The organism is uncultured Ralstonia sp., from assembly GCA_913056305.1.
Classification (GTDB): Bacteria; Pseudomonadota; Gammaproteobacteria; order Burkholderiales; family Burkholderiaceae; genus Ralstonia.
This window is the reverse complement of the sequence record CAJXMR010000102.1, coordinates 1-15,739: the sequence shown is the minus strand read 5'-3', so window position 1 is coordinate 15,739 and position 15,739 is coordinate 1. Positions and strand designations below refer to the sequence as shown.

The window sequence follows — 15,739 nt, the reverse complement described above, 5'->3', positions numbered from 1 at the left end:
CATCATGAAGATGAAGGCTTGCAGCAGCACGATCAGGATGTGGAAGATCGCCCACGCTGCACCGGCCACCACGTGACCCACGAAACCCAGCGCCGAGAAATCGGCACCGAACGTCCAGATCGAGCCAAGCAGCGCGATCAGCAGGAACACCAGTTCGCCGGCGTACATGTTGCCGAACAGTCGCATGCCGAGCGACACCGCCTTGGCGAGGAATTCGATGATGTTGAGGATCAGGTTGAACGGCGCGAGGTACCACTTGGCGCCAAACGGGGCCGACAGCAGCTCGTGCGCGAAGCCGCCAGCGCCCTTGATCTTGATGCTGTAGTAGATCATCAGGATCAGCACGGCGAAGGACATGCCGAAGGTGCCGTTCAGGTCGGCCGTGGCCACCGCGCGGTGGTGCGGCACGTGCAGGCCGAAGGAGCCCAGCAGGTGATTGACGCCCGTGACCCAGTCCACGGGAATCAGGTCGACCGCGTTCATCAGCGTGACCCACACGAAGACCATCAGGGCCAGCGGGGCGATCCAGGTGCGATCACCGTGGATGATGCCCTTGGCCTGGTCGTCGACCATCTCGACCACGAGTTCGATGAAAGCTTGGAAGCGGCCCGGCACGCCAGAGGTGACACGGCGCGCGGCCACGCCCAGGATGATCAAGCCGATCGTGCCCATCAACACGGACCAGAACATCGTGTCCCAGTTCATGACGGAGAAGTCGACGATCGACGTCTGCTTGGCGCCGAGGCTATTGAAATTCTGCAAATGCTCCGCGATATACGCGGAAGGCGTAAGAGCGTGCTCGGCGGCGTGGCCGGCGGCTTCTGCGACTTCAGTTGCCATGATGATTCAGTCCAATATTGCGAAACATTCTTCGTGATCCGTTCCAGCTCGCGCCCGATTCGACCAGGTTGCCCTGATGATCGCGGACTGCACGCGGCTTGAACGTGCCACCTTATTCTTTGCTTTGGGAGTGTCAGCGCAATGAACCGGGCCTCTCCTGCCGCGTGTTCCTGCCGTGTTCCGACACCTCCCGCGCCTGCCGCATGGCCGCAGGCTGGGGCCCGTCATCGCCGCTATCGCAGCGCGAGACCGACCCAGTACATCTTGAGCGCCAGGATCAGGGTGATCAGCAAGGGCGGCCAATGCAGGCCCTTGAACACCACCACCACGACCACCAGCAATGCGACCGTGCCGAGCACCTTGATCGCTTCGCCCACCACCAGGCGGGCGATGGACTCGAAACCTTTTGCCGTCGACAGCCGCATCGCGAACCATGCCGAGGGCACCACGCACACACCGCCACCCAGCAGGGCTGACAGCGCGGCCTCGCCGGCGGACCGGGCACCCGTGCCCGCGAACCAGCTGCCGACATACCATCCGAGCGCACACAACAGTGTGATGGCCACCTGGCCGAGCACGACGGAGAAAGGCGTGATACGCGAGGCCCGCAAAGCCTGCTCGCCGAACATGGCGACCGCTTCGTCATGTGAGAGCACATGCACCGGCGGCTCCGCCTTTCCCGCGTCATCGTCCCAATCGTCATGCTTCGGAGCCTGCGCCGATTGAGGTCGGGCGGCTTCCAACGAAGCGTAAGAATCGGGCCGTTGCCGGTCTGCTGGCTGCATGGAAGAATCGTCTTTCGTCATGCCGCACCGCTTTGGGTCAGGCGGATTTAAAACCGCACGATTTTACGGGACATGGCGTTCGCCAGTCAACGCGCAAGCGAACGGTCGTGCGGGCGCCTTCGACAGCACTCGGAGCGCCGGTGTTCCACGCTCCGCGCGCAATACTGCGCTGCTGCCGGGGCACCGAATCCGCCTGATCGACCGGCGCCCCGTTGATTCCATGATGGTGTCTCCCGCGCACAACGTCGATGACGCGGGAGGTAATCGCACCGATTCGGTGCGCCGTCGTTGCCCGCAAATGGCGCTGCCATGTGGGATGCGCCACCTGCGTCAAACCGTCGCAGGCAGACGCGTCAGGCAACCGCCTCGTCGGCGTCATCCGGACGCAGGCGCGACAGCAGGCCGTCGAACTCATCGAGGCTGGCGAACTGCACCGTCAGTTGGCCGCGCCCTTTGTTGGCGAGCTTGATCTGCACGGTCAGGCCCAGCAAGTCGGCCAACTCTTCTTCCAGGCGCGCGACATCGCGGCCGTTCTGACCGCCCTTCTGCTTGAGCGACTTCAGCTCGAACGGCTTGAGCGTCGAGGCGACCAGCTTTTCCGTCTCGCGCACCGACAGACGCTTGTTGACGATCTGGTTCGCCAATGTGATCTGTGAAGCACCATCGACCGCCAGCAGCGCACGGGCGTGGCCCATATCGAGGTCGCCGGCCATCAGCATGGTCTGCACCGGCTGAACCAGGTTCAGCAGGCGCAGCAGGTTCGACACCGCGCTGCGCGAACGGCCCACCGATTCCGCCGCCTGCTCGTGCGTGAACTGGAATTCACGCGTGAGCCGCGCGATGCCCTGCGCTTCTTCCAGCGGGTTCAGGTCTTCGCGCTGGATGTTCTCGATCAGCGCCATGGCGGCGGCCGACTCGTCCGGCACGTCCTTCACCAGCACCGGCACCTCAGTCAGGCCGGCGATGCGCGAGGCGCGGAAGCGGCGCTCACCGGCGATGATCTCGTACTTCTGCTGCGGGCCATCGGACTCGATCTTGCGCACCAGGATCGGCTGCATCAGGCCCTGCGCGCGGATGCTCGCCGCCAGCTCTTGCAGTGCGCCCTCGTCCATGCGCGTGCGCGGCTGGTACTTGCCGGCCTGCATCTGCTCGAGCTTCAGCACCGTCGGCGCGCCCTCCTGCTTGGCGGTCTCGACAATCTCGGCGGGGCTGCCCAGCAGTGCCTCAAGGCCGCGGCCCAGTCCCTTTTTCTTCATCGTGCTCATCAATCTTCCTCTTTGGCGTCAGGCCGGCATGTCGGCCATCTGCCGCACGCGCGCGATCATCTCCGCGCCGAAATCCAGGTAGGCCTTGGCGCCCTTCGATGCGGAATCGAACGCCACGCCGGGCATGCCGTACGACGGCGCCTCGGCCAGGCGCACGTTGCGCGGGATCACCGTCTTGAAGACCTTGTCACCGAAGTGATCTTCCAACTGCGCCGACACCTGCTGCTGCAGCGTCACGCGCGGGTCGAACATCACGCGCAGCAGGCCGATGACCTTCAGGTCGCGGTTCAGGTTCGCGTGCACCTGCTTGATGGTGTTGACCAGGTCCGACAGGCCCTCCAGCGCGAAGTACTCGCACTGCATCGGCACGATCACACCGTGCGCGGCGCACAGGCCGTTCAGCGTGAGCAGCGACAGCGACGGCGGGCAATCGATCAGGACGAAGTCATAGTCGGCGGCCACCTCGGCCAGCGCGCGCTTGAGGCGGTTTTCGCGATGCTCCAGGTCGACCAGCTCGACTTCGGCACCGGCCAGGTCGCGGTTGGCGGGCAGCACGTCGTAGCGGCCGGACTCCGAGCGCTGGCGCGCCTCGGGAATCGTCGACAGGCCGACCAGCACCTGGTAAATGCTGGCCTTCAGCCCGTGCTTGTCGATGCCGGAGCCCATCGAGGCATTGCCCTGCGGGTCCAGGTCGACCAGCAGCACGCGCTGCCCTTGCGCGGCCAGCCCCGCCGCGAGGTTCACCGTGGTGGTGGTCTTGCCGACCCCACCCTTCTGGTTGGCGATCACGAAAATATTCGACATGACTCCTCTGCGGTGAATGACTCGCTAACTACTCGCTCACGCCGACGGCGCGAGGATGACCAGGTGACGCTCGGCCGACAGCCCCGGCACGGCGAGGCGCTCGATCGACTCGACCGTCCAGCCAGCAGGCAGGCGCTCGATCTCGGCTTCCGGGCGCACACCCTTCATGGCGACCATGCGGCCGCCCGGCGCCAGCAGGTGGCCGGCCAGTTGCACGAAGTCGACCAGCTCGGCGAATGCGCGCGAGGTGATGACGCCGTAGCCGGTGGCATCGGCCAGCTTCTCGACGTGGCCCCAGTGCGACTGGGCGTTGGTCAGGCCCAGCTCGGCGCGGCACTGCGTCAGGAAGGCGGTTTTCTTCTGGACGATGTCGACCATCGTGACGGTCACATCCGGGCAACTGATGGCCAGCGGGATACCGGGCAAGCCACCGCCCGAACCGACGTCCAGCACGCGTGGTGCCTCCGGCTGCGTGCGCCGCGCCAGCTCGGCAATGCGCGGCACGGCCGAGAGCGAATCCAGCAGGTGGTGCGTGAGCATCTCACCCGCATCGCGAATGGCGGTCAGGTTGTAGACGCGGTTCCACTTGGCGAGCAGCCCCTGGTACGCCAGCAGGCGATCCAGTTGCGCCGCGTCGAGCGACAGCCCGAGCGCGCGCGCGCCGGCGTCCAGTTCCGAGCGGGCGTCGGCGAGTGCGTGATTCGCCATCAAGCAGCCTCGCCTTCGGCGCCCGAGCGCGGGCCAACCTGGCCGCGCAGCACGCCCTTCTTCAGGTGCACCAGCAGCAGCGACACCGCCGCCGGCGTGATGCCGGAGATGCGCGATGCCTGGCCGATGGTCTCGGGCTTGTGCTTGGCCAGCTTCTGCTGGACCTCGATCGACAGGCCGCGCACCTGCGAATAGTCGAAGTCGGCCGGCAAACGGGTGCTCTCGTTCGCGCCCAGGCGCTCAACCTCGTCGGCCTGGCGGGCGATGTAACCGTGGTACTTGATACCAATCTCGACCTGCTCGCGGATCTGCTCGGCCAGCAGCGGGTCTTCAGCAAACGGGCCTTCTGGCGCGTACTTGCCGCCCTGCATCCCCATCAGGGCTTCGTACGTCACGTTCGGGCGACGCAGCAGATCGGCCAGCGAATACTCGCGCTCGATACCCTTCCCCAGCACCGGCTCGGCGTCTTCCAGCGGAAGGATCGCCGGGTTCACCCAGGTCGATTTCAGGCGCTCTGTTTCACGTGAAACAGCGTCGCGCTTGCGGTTGAATGCATCCCAGCGGACATCATCGACCACGCCAATGGCGCGGCCGGCTTCGGTCAGGCGCATGTCGGCGTTGTCCTCGCGCAGGCTCAGGCGGAACTCGGCGCGGCTGGTGAACATGCGGTACGGCTCGGTCACGCCCCGGGTGATGAGGTCGTCGACCAGCACGCCGAGGTAGGCCTGGTCGCGGCGCGGCGTCCAGGCGTCCTTGCCCTGTACTTGCAGACCGGCGTTGATGCCGGCGAGCAGGCCCTGGGCGGCGGCTTCTTCATAGCCGGTGGTGCCGTTGATCTGGCCGGCGAAGAACAGGCCGGCGATGGCCTTGGACTCCAGCGAGGCCTTCAGCGCACGCGGGTCGAAGTAGTCGTACTCGATGGCGTAGCCGGGGCGCAGGATGTGGGCGTTTTCCAGCCCGCGCATCGAGTGGATCAGGTCGAGCTGCACGTCGAACGGCAGGCTGGTCGACACGCCATTCGGGTAGAACTCGTTGGTCGTCAGGCCTTCCGGCTCCAGGAAAATCTGGTGGCTGTCCTTGCTGGCGAAGCGGTGGATCTTGTCTTCGATGCTCGGGCAGTAGCGCGGCCCTACCCCTTCGATCACGCCCGTGTACATCGGCGAGCGGTCAAGGCCGGCGCGAATGATGTCATGCGTGTGCGTGTTGGTGTGCGTGACCCAGCACGGCACTTGGCGTGGATGCATCTCTGCGCGACCGAGGAAGGAGAACACCGGCACCGGATCGAGGTCACCCGGTTGCGCTTCCAGCACCGAGAAATCGATCGAGCGGCCATCGATACGCGGCGGCGTGCCAGTCTTCAGGCGCCCTTGCGGCAGCTTCAGCTCCTTCAGGCGCGCCGACAGCGACACCGCTGCCGGGTCGCCCGCGCGGCCGCCGGTGTAGTTGTTCAGGCCGACGTGGATCTTGCCGTCGAGGAAGGTGCCGGCGGTCAGCACCACCGCGCGTGCACGGAACTGCACGCCAACCTGCGTGACGGCGCCGACCACGCGATCACCTTCCACCAGCAGGTCTTCGACGGCCTGCTGGAACAGCATCAGGTTGGGCTGGTTTTCCAGGCGACGACGGATTGCTGCCTTGTACAGCACGCGATCGGCCTGGGCACGGGTGGCGCGCACGGCCGGGCCCTTGCTGGAATTGAGGATACGGAACTGGATGCCGCCCTCGTCCGTGGCGATGGCCATGGCGCCGCCCAGCGCGTCGACTTCCTTGACCAGATGGCCCTTGCCGATGCCCCCGATGGACGGGTTGCAGCTCATCTGCCCCAGCGTTTCGATGTTGTGCGTCAGCAGCAGGGTCTGGCAACCCATGCGCGCCGCCGCCAGGGCGGCCTCGGTGCCGGCATGTCCGCCGCCCACCACAATCACATCGAATTCAATTGGATACAGCATGGCTTCCTCCCCGCATGGAGGCGTCGGGAATTTTGGAGAAGCGGAATTATAAGTCGTCCACCTACCGCCCTGTTCGACGATGCGGCAATCGGGATGAAATTCGTGGTGATTTCGTGTTTCACGTGAAACAACCGCCGCTTGTTTCGCAGCGTTTGTGTTTCACGTGAAACACATGGGAGCCTAACGTCACCGCCACCACCGTCTGCACCCAGACGGTTTGATCGTTCCCTACCCTATGCGGCGCCTTGGATTTTTGTTGCGGCGAGGAAAAGGAAGGGAGGCCTGTCTGAGCGAAGCGAGTTTGCCTCCCTTCCCTCCCCGCGACGAAAATTCAAGGAGGGGGTCGCCATCTCGGGCGCGCCTTTCTTTGCTTACTTTCTTTGGCAAGACAAAGAAAGCGAGTCGCCCCCGGCACGGGACGAAACAGGGGATGAACCACCGACACAAAAGCAAAACGCCGCACCCAATGGGTACGGCGTTTTGGAACGTGGCGGATCAGGCTTCGACTAGTTCTGCAACTTCCACTTGCCCCCTTCGATCTCAACCATCACGCGCGAGCGCTGATCCAGGCCCAGGTGGTCCTTGGCATTCATGTTCATCACGCCGTGCGAGATGGCGAGGTTGGTGGTCGTCTCCATCGCATCGCGCAGGCCCTTGCGGAAGGCCGGCGTGCCGGGCTGGCCCTTCTTGAGCGCCTCGGGCATCGCGTTGGCGAGCAGCAGCCCGGCATCCCACATGTGGCCACCGAAGGTCGAGACCTGCCCGCCGTACGCCTTCTCATAGGCAGTCTTGTAGGTCATCGCCGGCTTCTTGACCGGGTTGCTGTCGGGCAGTTGCTCGGCCACCAGGATCGGGCCGGCGGGCAGGAAGGTGCCCTCGCAATCCTTGCCGCACACGCGCAGGAAGTCGGCATTGGCCACGCCGTGCGTCTGGTACAGCTTGCCCTTGTAGCCGCGCTCCTTGAGCGCACGCTCGGGCAGCGCGGCCGGCGTGCCGGAACCGGCAATCAGCACTGCGTCCGGGTTCGCGCCCATCAGCTTGAGCACCTGCCCCGTCACCGACGTGTCGGTGCGTGCGAAGCGCTCATTGGCGACCACCTTCAGCTTGCGCAGCGCCGCCACCTTGTCGAATTCCTGCGCCCACGAATCGCCGTAGGCATCGGCAAAGCCGATCAGGGCGACGGTCTTCACGCCGTGGTTGGCCATGTGCTCGGCAATGGCAGTGGCCATGTGCGAATCGTTCTGGGGTGTCTTGAAGACCCACGCGCGCTTGGCGTCCATCGGCTCGACGATGCGCGCGGACGCGGCCAGCGTGATCATCGGCGTTTCGCTCTCGGCCACCACATCGACCATCGCCAGCGAGTTGGGCGTGACGGTCGAACCGATCACCAGGTCGACCTTGTCTTCGGTGATGAGCTTGCGCGTGTTCTTGACGGCGGTGGTGGTGTCGGACGCATCGTCGAGCACGATGTACTCGATCTTCTTGCCCGCGATTTCCTTGGGCAGCAGCGCCACCGTGTTCTTCTCGGGAATCCCCAGTGAGGCCGCCGGCCCGGTGGCCGACACCGTGATGCCGACCTTCACCTGGGCGAACGCCGTACCAGCCAACAGCGCCGTCGCGGCGAGAGCAATGCGGGATGCGCGCGAAACCTTCATGCCGTCTCCTGAAGTGTGCGGACGGGTTCTGCGCCCATCCTGAATCTGGGGATTGGCCGACCGCTGGGTCGGGAACGAAGGAGTCTAGGGGGAGTCACGCCGCGCGGGCAAGGGGGAGATTCCCGGTGGGCGCAGCCGTTGCTAAGACGGTTGCTCGGGCCGATCCAATTCGCGCTCGTCGCAATCGGACTCGGTGTCGTAGCCGAGGTAGTAGTAATAGTGGCGCAGGCGACGGCCGTCGCTATCGAGCATCAGGTGCACGCCCTCCGAGGAAGCGCATTGCGTGAGTCGATACGAGCGCCCGCGCCATGTGAACTGCGTGCCGTTGGGAATGGAAGACGCCGCCACGGCATCCCGCGCAAGCACGGCAAGCCCCAGAGCCTCTTTTCCCTTCGCTTGATTAAGCGGAGTCAACTGGTGCCAGACCGTTTCTTCGCTCTCCCGATCGACGAATCGGTTGTCTCTGCGCGTTTTCTGCGGCCCGATGGAATAGCAGCACTGGTAAGTACCCTCCACCGTCACTACTCCGATGCGCCCCTGAACAGGCTGCCCGGCTGGAATGGCGATCCACGATTCGTCATCCCAGATGTCCACCACGCCAACCACGGGCACCGGTACAGCTGCCTCCTTCGCCACTGCGCCCGCGCCCAACGTTAGGCCCATCGCCACCGCTAACCACCACCGCTTCATCGCGCGCTCCATCGATCAGGGTCGCTGAAGCGTAGCCGGTCGGCACCCCGCTTGCCTACATCAACCCACCCGATACACGCGTCCGCTCTGCACGCCCTCCACGCTGCGCCGATAGGCCAGCGCCGCACGCGCCGCCGGCACCGGCTCGAAGCCGGGGAAAAACGGGCCAAACACATCCATCGACTCCGTCAGCACGGTCGGGCTCACGGCGTTGATGCGGATACCGCGCGGTAGCTCGCACGCAGCGGCGCGCACGAAGCCCTCGACCGCCGAGTTCACGGCCGTCGCATTGGCGCCCTGCGCGATCGGCTCCTGGCCGACGATGCCGGTGGTGAGCGTGATCGAGCCGCCGTCGCTCAGGTAATGCTGGCCGACCAGCGCCAGGCGCACCTGCCCGAGCAGTTTGTCCTGCAGGCCGACGTTGAAATCCGCCGCCGTCATCTGCGTGAGCGGCCCGAAGAACAGGTTGCCGGTGGTGGAGACGATGGCGTCCACGCGGCCGAGCTTGTCGAACAGCCCGGCCACGCTGTCAGCGTTGGTGATGTCGACCTGGTGGTCGCCCTGCGTCCGGCCGACGCGGATGATCTGGTGCGCCCCGCCCTGCTCCAATTCCGCCACCACGGCGCGGCCCACGGTGCCGCTGGCGCCAATCACGACGATCTTCATGCTGTGCTCCTTCGCTGATTCGGTTGGAATGGCGCCCATTCTTCGCCGAACCCAATGCGCGATAAAGCCGTGGTAACTTCGGCCATCCCTAATCTTGGGTTCGGAATATGGACAAGCTGCGCAGTATGGAAACCTTTGTGGCCGTGGTGGAAGGCGGCAACTTCACCGAGGCGGCCGCGCGGCTGGAGATGTCGGCGGTGATGGTCGGCAAGTACGTAAGCGAGTTGGAGACGCGGCTGGGTGCGCGCCTGCTCCAGCGCAGCACGCGCCGCCAGAGCCTGACCGACGCCGGCCGCGTGTTCTATGAGGACGCCAAGCGCGTGCTGGAGCAGGTGCGCTGGGCCGAGACATCGGTCGAACGGCTGCGCGCGTCGCCGTCGGGCACGTTGCGCGTGAGCGCGCCCACCACCTTCGGCGCGTGCGTGGTCGCCCCGCTGGCGGCGACGTTCCAGCAGGCACATCCGCAGGTGCGCGTGGAGCTGGACCTGAGCAACCGCATGGTCGATCTCGTCGACGAGGGGTTCGACCTCGCCATCCGCATCGGGTCGCTAGGGGACGCCGATCTGGTGGCCAAGCCGCTGTGTGTGTATCGCATGGTCATTTGCGCGTCGCCGGACTATCTCGCGCGCCATGGGCGGCCCGAGACGCCCGCCGACCTGCCCCAGCATCGCTGCCTGTCGCACATGGTGTGGAACAGCCGCAATGCGTGGCAGTTGAGCGGGTGGGATGGCGACACGCCCTGGCGCAACGACCCGGCCTTCACCTGCAATGACGGCCACGGCCTGCGCATGGCCGCCGTGGCGGGCGCCGGGCTGCTGCTGCAGCCGGAAGTGCTGGTGGCCGACGATCTGGCCAGTGGCAAGCTGGTGCGCGTGCTGCAGGCCTACGCGCCGCAGCCGCGGCCGATCCATGTCGTGTATCGGCAGGACCGGCGGCCGTTGCCGAAGCTCACTGGTTTCATTGCGCATCTGCTGGAGCATGTGGCGGCGCGGGTGCCCGCCTGAATAGCGCGACGCGGCACAATAGCGCCCATGAACCCCGAAGACCTCCAACGCCTCGTCACCACGCAAATGCCCTTCGGCAAGTACAAGGGCCGCCTGATCGCCGACCTGCCGGGCCACTACCTGAACTGGTTCGCGCGCGAGGGCTTTCCGCCGGGGCAGATCGGCCGCCTGCTCGCGTTGATGCAGGAGCTGGACCACAACGGCCTGAAGGGCCTGCTCGATCCGCTGCGCAAGGGGTGAAGCGCCAGGCGCGCGGCGGGCGCGCCCGGTACATAGCGTCGGCCGGTCAGCCCCCGATCAGCGAGGTTTCCCACGCGCCGTCTGCACGCGGGCCGTAGCGATTGCCCACCACGTCGTCGAAGGCCACGCGGCTCTCTGCGGCCAGGCCAGGGTCGTTGATCAGCAGCCAACGCTTGCCGTTCAGGTCGAGGTCATAGCCCCCGACAACGATCGCGTGGCCGCCGCCGCGCTTCCAGCCGATGCCGAGCACCACCGGCTGGTTCTTGCCGATCTGCGCGGTCACCTCTTCCCACGTGAGCTGGCGGTCGACCAGCTTGTAGGGGCAACCGTAGGCTTCCAGTGCAGCCTTGATGACGTGGTCGGGCAGGCCGGTGTTCTCGCTGCCCTTGTCTGCGTAGAGCACGCGGCGGCTGATGCTGTCGGCGGTGATGTCCGGATTCACCTTGCCGCGACGGACTTCCAGCACCATCTTCACGCAGGTCGCCCAGCAGATGTCGCTCAGCGGCTGTTGGGCATGCAGCACCGCGGGTTGGGTTCGGGTCATGATGCGTCCTCCTGGAACGTGATGCACCGGCGGGTGCCGGTGTCGCGCCACTATCGCAACGCGGCGCGCGGCCGCCTATGCGGTGGAAGACACGGGAGATCGGCCCGGGCCGATGGTCGATCGCTCAATCGATCAACCGGTCAATCGCCATGGATGTAGCGCACCAGTCCTGCCGCCAGCGCATCGAAGACGACCCGGCAACGCGGGCTGTCGCGCAGGTCTTCATGCATGGCAAGCCAGGTGTCGAGGGTGAGCGAGACTTGATCGGCAAACAGCCGCACGAGATCCGGATTGTGCCGCGCGAGCCCGACCTGGCAGAAGCCGATGCCGAAACCGGCCCGCAGCGCGGCGATGGCCGCGAGGTCACTGTCGGTGCGCAGCGCGAAGCGGTTGCGCTGCATCCACGGCACCAACGCCCGCACGCTGCGCAGGAAGGCGTTCTCCTTGTCGTAGCCGATCAGCACATGGTCGGCCAGCGCGTCGAGCGTGGCGGGCGTGCCGCGCCGCGCCAGATAGCGCCGGTGCGCATACACGCCCAGCTCGATGCCGCCGATATGCCGCGCCACCAGCACGCCCTGGCTGGGCCGCTGCATGCGCACGGCGATGTCGGCCTCGCGACGCAGCAGGTCTTCCATGCGGTTGGACGGCACCAGCTCGATGGTCAACTCGGGATATGCGGCGTGCAGGTCGGCGAGGATGGGCGGCAGCACCTCCACCGCCACCACGTCGCTGGCGGTGATGCGCACCGTGCCGCGCACGCCCTCGCCCTGGCTGGACGCCGCGCGCAGCAAGGCCGCGCTGGTGGCCTCCAGCGATTCCGCAAAGGGCCGCAGCGACAGCGCTGCCTCGGTCGGACTCAGGCCCTGCTGGGTACGGATGAACAGCGAGAAGCCGAGCGCCCGCTCCAGTGCGTCGACATGGCGGCCGGCAGTCGGTTGCGTCAGCCCCAGCGCGCGCGCCGCGCCCGACAGCGAGCCCTCCCGCACGACGGCGAGAAAGGTCCGATACAGCTCCCAGCCAGGCTCGGGTGTGATCATACAAATCCGTATAGCTGCACGCTCATCATCAACAATTCCATTGAAACACAGGTGCGACCAGAATGCCTCCATCGCAACGCTCACACACCCCTGGAGCAGATGATGGACAACACGAAACGCATTGCACTGGTACTGGGCGCCACCGGCGGCATCGGCGGCGAAATGGCGCGGCAGCTGGTGGCGCGCGGTTGGCACGTGCGTGCACTGCAGCGCAATCCGGATGCGCTGGAGCACCGCAACGCCACCCTCGAATGGGTGCGCGGCGATGCCATGGTGCGCGAGGACGTGGTCGCCGCCGCGCGCGGCACCGAGCTGATCATCCACGCCGTCAACCCGCCGGGCTACCGCAACTGGGCCGGCCAGGTGCTGCCGATGATCGACAACACCATCGCTGCCGCCCGCGCATCCGGTGCGCGCATCGTGCTGCCGGGTACGGTCTACAACTTCGGGCCGGAGACGTTTCCGGTGCTGCGCGAGACTTCGGCGCAGCAGCCGCTCACACGCAAGGGCAAGCTCCGCGCGGAGATGGAGCGGCGCCTGCAGGCCGCCAGCGCCGACGGCGTGCACAGCCTGATCGTGCGCGCAGGCGATTTCTTCGGGCCGCAGACCGGCAACAACTGGTTTGCCGCTGCGCTGGTGCGGCCGGGCAAGGCGGTGGGCACTGTCATTCGCCCGGGCGCACGGGGCGTCGGCCACCAATGGGCCTATCTGCCGGATGCCGCCGAAACCATGCTGCGCCTGATCGAACTGGGCGACCGCCTACCCGACTTCGCCGTCTATCACATGCGCGGCCACTGGGATGCCGACGGCACGCAGATGCCCCGCACGATCGGCCGTGCCGTCGGCCGCCAGGTCAAAACGCGCGCCTTCCCGTGGTGGGTGTTGCCGCTGCTGTCGCCGTTCTCGGAGACGATGCGTGAGATGCGGGAGATGCGCTACCTGTGGCAGCAGCCCATGCGCATGGACAACGCCAAGCTTGTGCAGGCCCTGGGCGCCGAGCCGCACACGCCGTGGGACGAGGCGGTGGGCACGACGCTGCGCAGCCTAGGCTGCCACTGACACGCGCGCTGCCGTCGCCAGGAAGTGCGTCAGGTCGGGAGTCGGCTGGCCGGCCACCTTGGCGAGGTCATCCCAGCGGCGCAGTTGCAGCGCATCGGCGGCATAGGCACGCTGCAGGAAGGCTTCGGCCTCTTCGGTGGAGAACACGCCGCCCTGCAGCGCGAGGCTGCGCACGGAGTCGGCCGACAGGCGCGCGTAGTAATGCGCATCGATCGCGCACAGGCAACGCTTGGCGTCCACGTGGAGGCGGATCGGCTCGAGCACGGCGTCGGGAAAGACCGCTCGCAGGAACGGCAGCGCGAAGTACTGATGCTGATCGTCAATACCGTGGGCCGTGGGCGTATCCCCTTGCAGGTTCAGCAGGTGACCCAGATCGTGCAGCAGCGCAGCGGTGACGAGCGCATCCGATGCGCCCGCCGCTTCCGCCAAGGCGGCGGTCTGCAGCGCGTGCTCCAGCTGGGTGACGGGCTCACCGCTGTAGGCAATGTCGCCGTGGCGGTCAAAGAGCGTGCGGATGTCGTCGAGGCTGAGCGCCATGATGCTGCGGGTGAGCGAAACCCTGCAGCGTAGCCCGTACATGCGGCAAATCCATGACGGCACGCCAGGCATTAGCCGTCATGATGGCTCCGATTAAAAAATTTGCCTGGGAACGTGCAACGTGCGGCGCTATCTTCAGGGCCTCCCCTACCTCGGAGCCCATCATGTTGCTCGCAGGACAATCGGTGCAGGTCGCCCAGGCGCTCGAACAGGTGACCGACTACTGGTCGCCGCGCATCGTCGGCCAGGTCAACGACCAGTACATCAAGGTCGCCAAACTCAAGGGCGAATTCGTCTGGCACGACCACCCGCATGAAGACGAGCTGTTCTTCGTGGTCTACGGCCGCCTGAAGATCGCCTTCGAAGACCGCGCCGACGTGCACCTCGGCCCAGGCGAGTTCTGCGTGGTGCCGCGCGGCGTACGCCACTGCCCCGTCGCCGACGAGGAATGCGGGATCATGCTGATCGAAACGGTGACCACGCAGCACACCGGCGACACCGTCACCGAACGCACCGTGTCGCTCGACACGCAGCTCAGCGCCGCCTGAGCCTCAGCGCACGAACGCGTCGTAGGCCGTCTTCAGGATCAGCGCACGAACGCGTCGTAGGCCGTCTTCAGGATCAGCGCCAGCACCACCACGATAAACACCTTGCGCACAAAGCGGCTGCCATGCCGCAGCGCAAGGTGGCTGCCGACCTGGTTGCCCGCCACGTTGGCCACCGCCATCACCAGGCCGAGCTGCCACCAGACGTGGCCCTTGGACGCCAGCAGCAGCAAGGCCGCCACATTCGTCGCCAGGTTGACGATCTTGGTGGACGCCGACGCGTGCAGGAAGTCATAGCCGAACACGCGCACGAACACGATCATCAGGAAGCTGCCAGTGCCCGGGCCGAACACGCCGTCGTAGAAACCGATGACCGCACCCGCCAGCAACGCCACCGCGCGTTCGCGCCCGCCGGAGAGGCTGGGGGCGTGTTCCGCGCCGAGGTTCTTCTTGGCGACCGTGTAGACCAGCAACGCCACCAGCACGAACGGCAACGCACGGCGCAGCGGCTCGGCGGGGATATGCGTGAGCGCCCATGCGCCCAGCAGCGAGAACAGGATCACCGACGCGGCCAGGAAGATCACCAGGTCACGCGCCGGGAACGCACTGCCATCGGGCAGGAACAGCGGCAGGGTCAACACACCCGCCAGCGTGATCGCACCACGCACGCCGGCCACCGAGGTGGCCACCACGATGCGCCAGTTCGGTGCCTCGCCGCGCTCCAGGCCGCGGCGCCGCGCGCGCAGCAGGTTCCAGCGCAGCGACAGCCACACCCACAACAGGCGCAGCACCACCAGCGCCAGGTTGATCACCACCACGTACACCAGCAGCCACCACGCACTCTGGTGGCCGCTCTCGTTCATGGTGGTGGTGGCGCGCTCGACGATGCCCGGCAGCTGCTCGCCCAGCAGCACGAACATGATGCCGTTGAAGCTGAACTGCAGCATGTTCCAGACCCCGGCGCGCTGCACGCGCATGCTGCCGGAAACGCGGCCGGTCAGCTCGACATAGCTCATCGCGATGCCGGCGGCGACCGCGGCGAGAATGCCCGAGGCATGGATCTCTTCGGCCAGCAGGTAGGCCGCGAACGGAATGAGCAGGTTGACCAGCATCGCCGCGCCCGGCGTCGACCACGCAGTCACCACCGGCACGCGGTAGCGCAGCGACAACCCGATGCAGGTGACGCCCATGCCCAGTCCCAATGCCCACATCCAGGAGGCGATCTGCGCCTGGCTGGCACCGACGGCCTGCGCGGCCTGGAACACGATCACTGCGGAACTGGCGAAGCCGACCAGCACGGTAATGAAGCCGGCAACGAGGGCCGGCACCGAAAGGTCGCGCCACCATGCTTGCCGCACCTGCATGTTCATTGCCGTCTCTCCTGTGTGCATCCATGCATTGATAGCGGTTG

The 15,739-nt window shown here is 66.2% G+C and carries 17 protein-coding genes; 4 read left to right on the top strand and 13 right to left on the bottom strand.

The window, feature by feature from the left end:
- From atpB to QZ609_RS15940, 9 genes are all read right to left on the bottom strand, one after another.
- A partial coding sequence (atpB, locus tag QZ609_RS15980) for a F0F1 ATP synthase subunit A (RefSeq protein WP_295496802.1) occupies positions 1-840 on the bottom strand: 840 nt, incomplete at its 3' end.
- Positions 841-1,073: 233 nt separating this feature from the next.
- Positions 1,074-1,502: an ATP synthase subunit I gene (locus QZ609_RS15975; RefSeq protein ID WP_365901721.1), complete on the bottom strand. Its 429-nt coding sequence runs from the start codon at positions 1,500-1,502 to the stop codon at positions 1,074-1,076.
- Between the two features lie 476 nt (positions 1,503-1,978).
- A complete protein-coding gene (locus QZ609_RS15970) occupies positions 1,979-2,890 on the bottom strand; it encodes a ParB/RepB/Spo0J family partition protein (protein ID WP_295496797.1) in 912 nt (303 codons plus the stop codon).
- 18 nt (positions 2,891-2,908) lie between these two features.
- Positions 2,909-3,694 (bottom strand): ParA family protein, encoded by a 786-nt coding sequence (locus QZ609_RS15965; protein ID WP_295496794.1) that lies wholly within the window; start codon positions 3,692-3,694, stop codon positions 2,909-2,911.
- A gap of 36 nt (positions 3,695-3,730) precedes the next feature.
- A complete protein-coding gene (gene rsmG, locus QZ609_RS15960; RefSeq protein WP_295496791.1) occupies positions 3,731-4,402 on the bottom strand; it encodes a 16S rRNA (guanine(527)-N(7))-methyltransferase RsmG in 672 nt (223 codons plus the stop codon).
- Positions 4,402-6,351 (bottom strand): tRNA uridine-5-carboxymethylaminomethyl(34) synthesis enzyme MnmG, encoded by a 1,950-nt coding sequence (gene mnmG, locus QZ609_RS15955; RefSeq protein WP_295496788.1) that lies wholly within the window; start codon positions 6,349-6,351, stop codon positions 4,402-4,404. The genes rsmG and mnmG overlap by 1 nt, the downstream gene beginning before the upstream one ends.
- Positions 6,352-6,857: 506 nt before the next feature.
- Positions 6,858-8,006, bottom strand: a complete 1,149-nt coding sequence (locus QZ609_RS15950) for an ABC transporter substrate-binding protein (protein ID WP_295496785.1) — start codon at positions 8,004-8,006, stop codon at positions 6,858-6,860.
- A 141-nt stretch (positions 8,007-8,147) separates the two neighbouring features.
- On the bottom strand, positions 8,148-8,708 hold the full coding sequence (locus QZ609_RS15945; protein ID WP_295496782.1) for a hypothetical protein: 561 nt from the start codon (positions 8,706-8,708) through the stop codon (positions 8,148-8,150).
- Between the two features lie 48 nt (positions 8,709-8,756).
- Entirely contained in the window at positions 8,757-9,362 is a 606-nt protein-coding gene (locus tag QZ609_RS15940; RefSeq protein ID WP_295496779.1) for a short chain dehydrogenase, read from the bottom strand.
- A 107-nt stretch (positions 9,363-9,469) separates the two neighbouring features.
- Here QZ609_RS15940 and crgA point away from each other — a divergent pair, with 107 nt between their 5' ends.
- Both crgA and QZ609_RS15930 read left to right on the top strand, forming a co-directional pair.
- Positions 9,470-10,366: a LysR family transcriptional regulator CrgA gene (gene crgA / locus QZ609_RS15935; protein WP_295496776.1), complete on the top strand. Its 897-nt coding sequence runs from the start codon at positions 9,470-9,472 to the stop codon at positions 10,364-10,366.
- Between the two features lie 27 nt (positions 10,367-10,393).
- Positions 10,394-10,606, top strand: a complete 213-nt coding sequence (locus tag QZ609_RS15930; protein ID WP_295496773.1) for a DUF3820 family protein — start codon at positions 10,394-10,396, stop codon at positions 10,604-10,606.
- 46 nt (positions 10,607-10,652) lie between these two features.
- Here QZ609_RS15930 and QZ609_RS15925 read toward each other — a convergent pair whose 3' ends face one another.
- Both QZ609_RS15925 and QZ609_RS15920 read right to left on the bottom strand, forming a co-directional pair.
- Positions 10,653-11,150, bottom strand: a complete 498-nt coding sequence (locus QZ609_RS15925; RefSeq protein WP_295496770.1) for a C39 family peptidase — start codon at positions 11,148-11,150, stop codon at positions 10,653-10,655.
- Positions 11,151-11,290: 140 nt separating this feature from the next.
- A complete protein-coding gene (locus QZ609_RS15920) occupies positions 11,291-12,187 on the bottom strand; it encodes a LysR family transcriptional regulator (protein ID WP_295496767.1) in 897 nt (298 codons plus the stop codon).
- A gap of 102 nt (positions 12,188-12,289) precedes the next feature.
- Between QZ609_RS15920 and QZ609_RS15915 the strand changes: the two genes are divergently transcribed.
- A complete protein-coding gene (locus QZ609_RS15915) occupies positions 12,290-13,246 on the top strand; it encodes an SDR family oxidoreductase (RefSeq protein WP_295496764.1) in 957 nt (318 codons plus the stop codon).
- On the opposite strand, the gene QZ609_RS15910 is transcribed toward QZ609_RS15915, so the two are convergent.
- On the bottom strand, positions 13,232-13,783 hold the full coding sequence (locus tag QZ609_RS15910; RefSeq protein WP_295496806.1) for a phosphonate degradation HD-domain oxygenase: 552 nt from the start codon (positions 13,781-13,783) through the stop codon (positions 13,232-13,234). The genes QZ609_RS15915 and QZ609_RS15910 overlap by 15 nt on opposite strands.
- A gap of 164 nt (positions 13,784-13,947) precedes the next feature.
- On the opposite strand from QZ609_RS15910, the gene QZ609_RS15905 reads away from it, so the two are divergent.
- Positions 13,948-14,331 carry a cupin domain-containing protein gene (locus QZ609_RS15905; protein ID WP_295496761.1) on the top strand — a complete coding sequence of 128 codons (384 nt, stop codon included), beginning with the start codon at positions 13,948-13,950 and terminating at the stop codon, positions 14,329-14,331.
- A 38-nt stretch (positions 14,332-14,369) separates the two neighbouring features.
- On the opposite strand, the gene QZ609_RS15900 is transcribed toward QZ609_RS15905, so the two are convergent.
- On the bottom strand, positions 14,370-15,692 hold the full coding sequence (locus QZ609_RS15900) for a TSUP family transporter (protein ID WP_295496804.1): 1,323 nt from the start codon (positions 15,690-15,692) through the stop codon (positions 14,370-14,372).
- Positions 15,693-15,739: the final 47 nt, after the last annotated feature.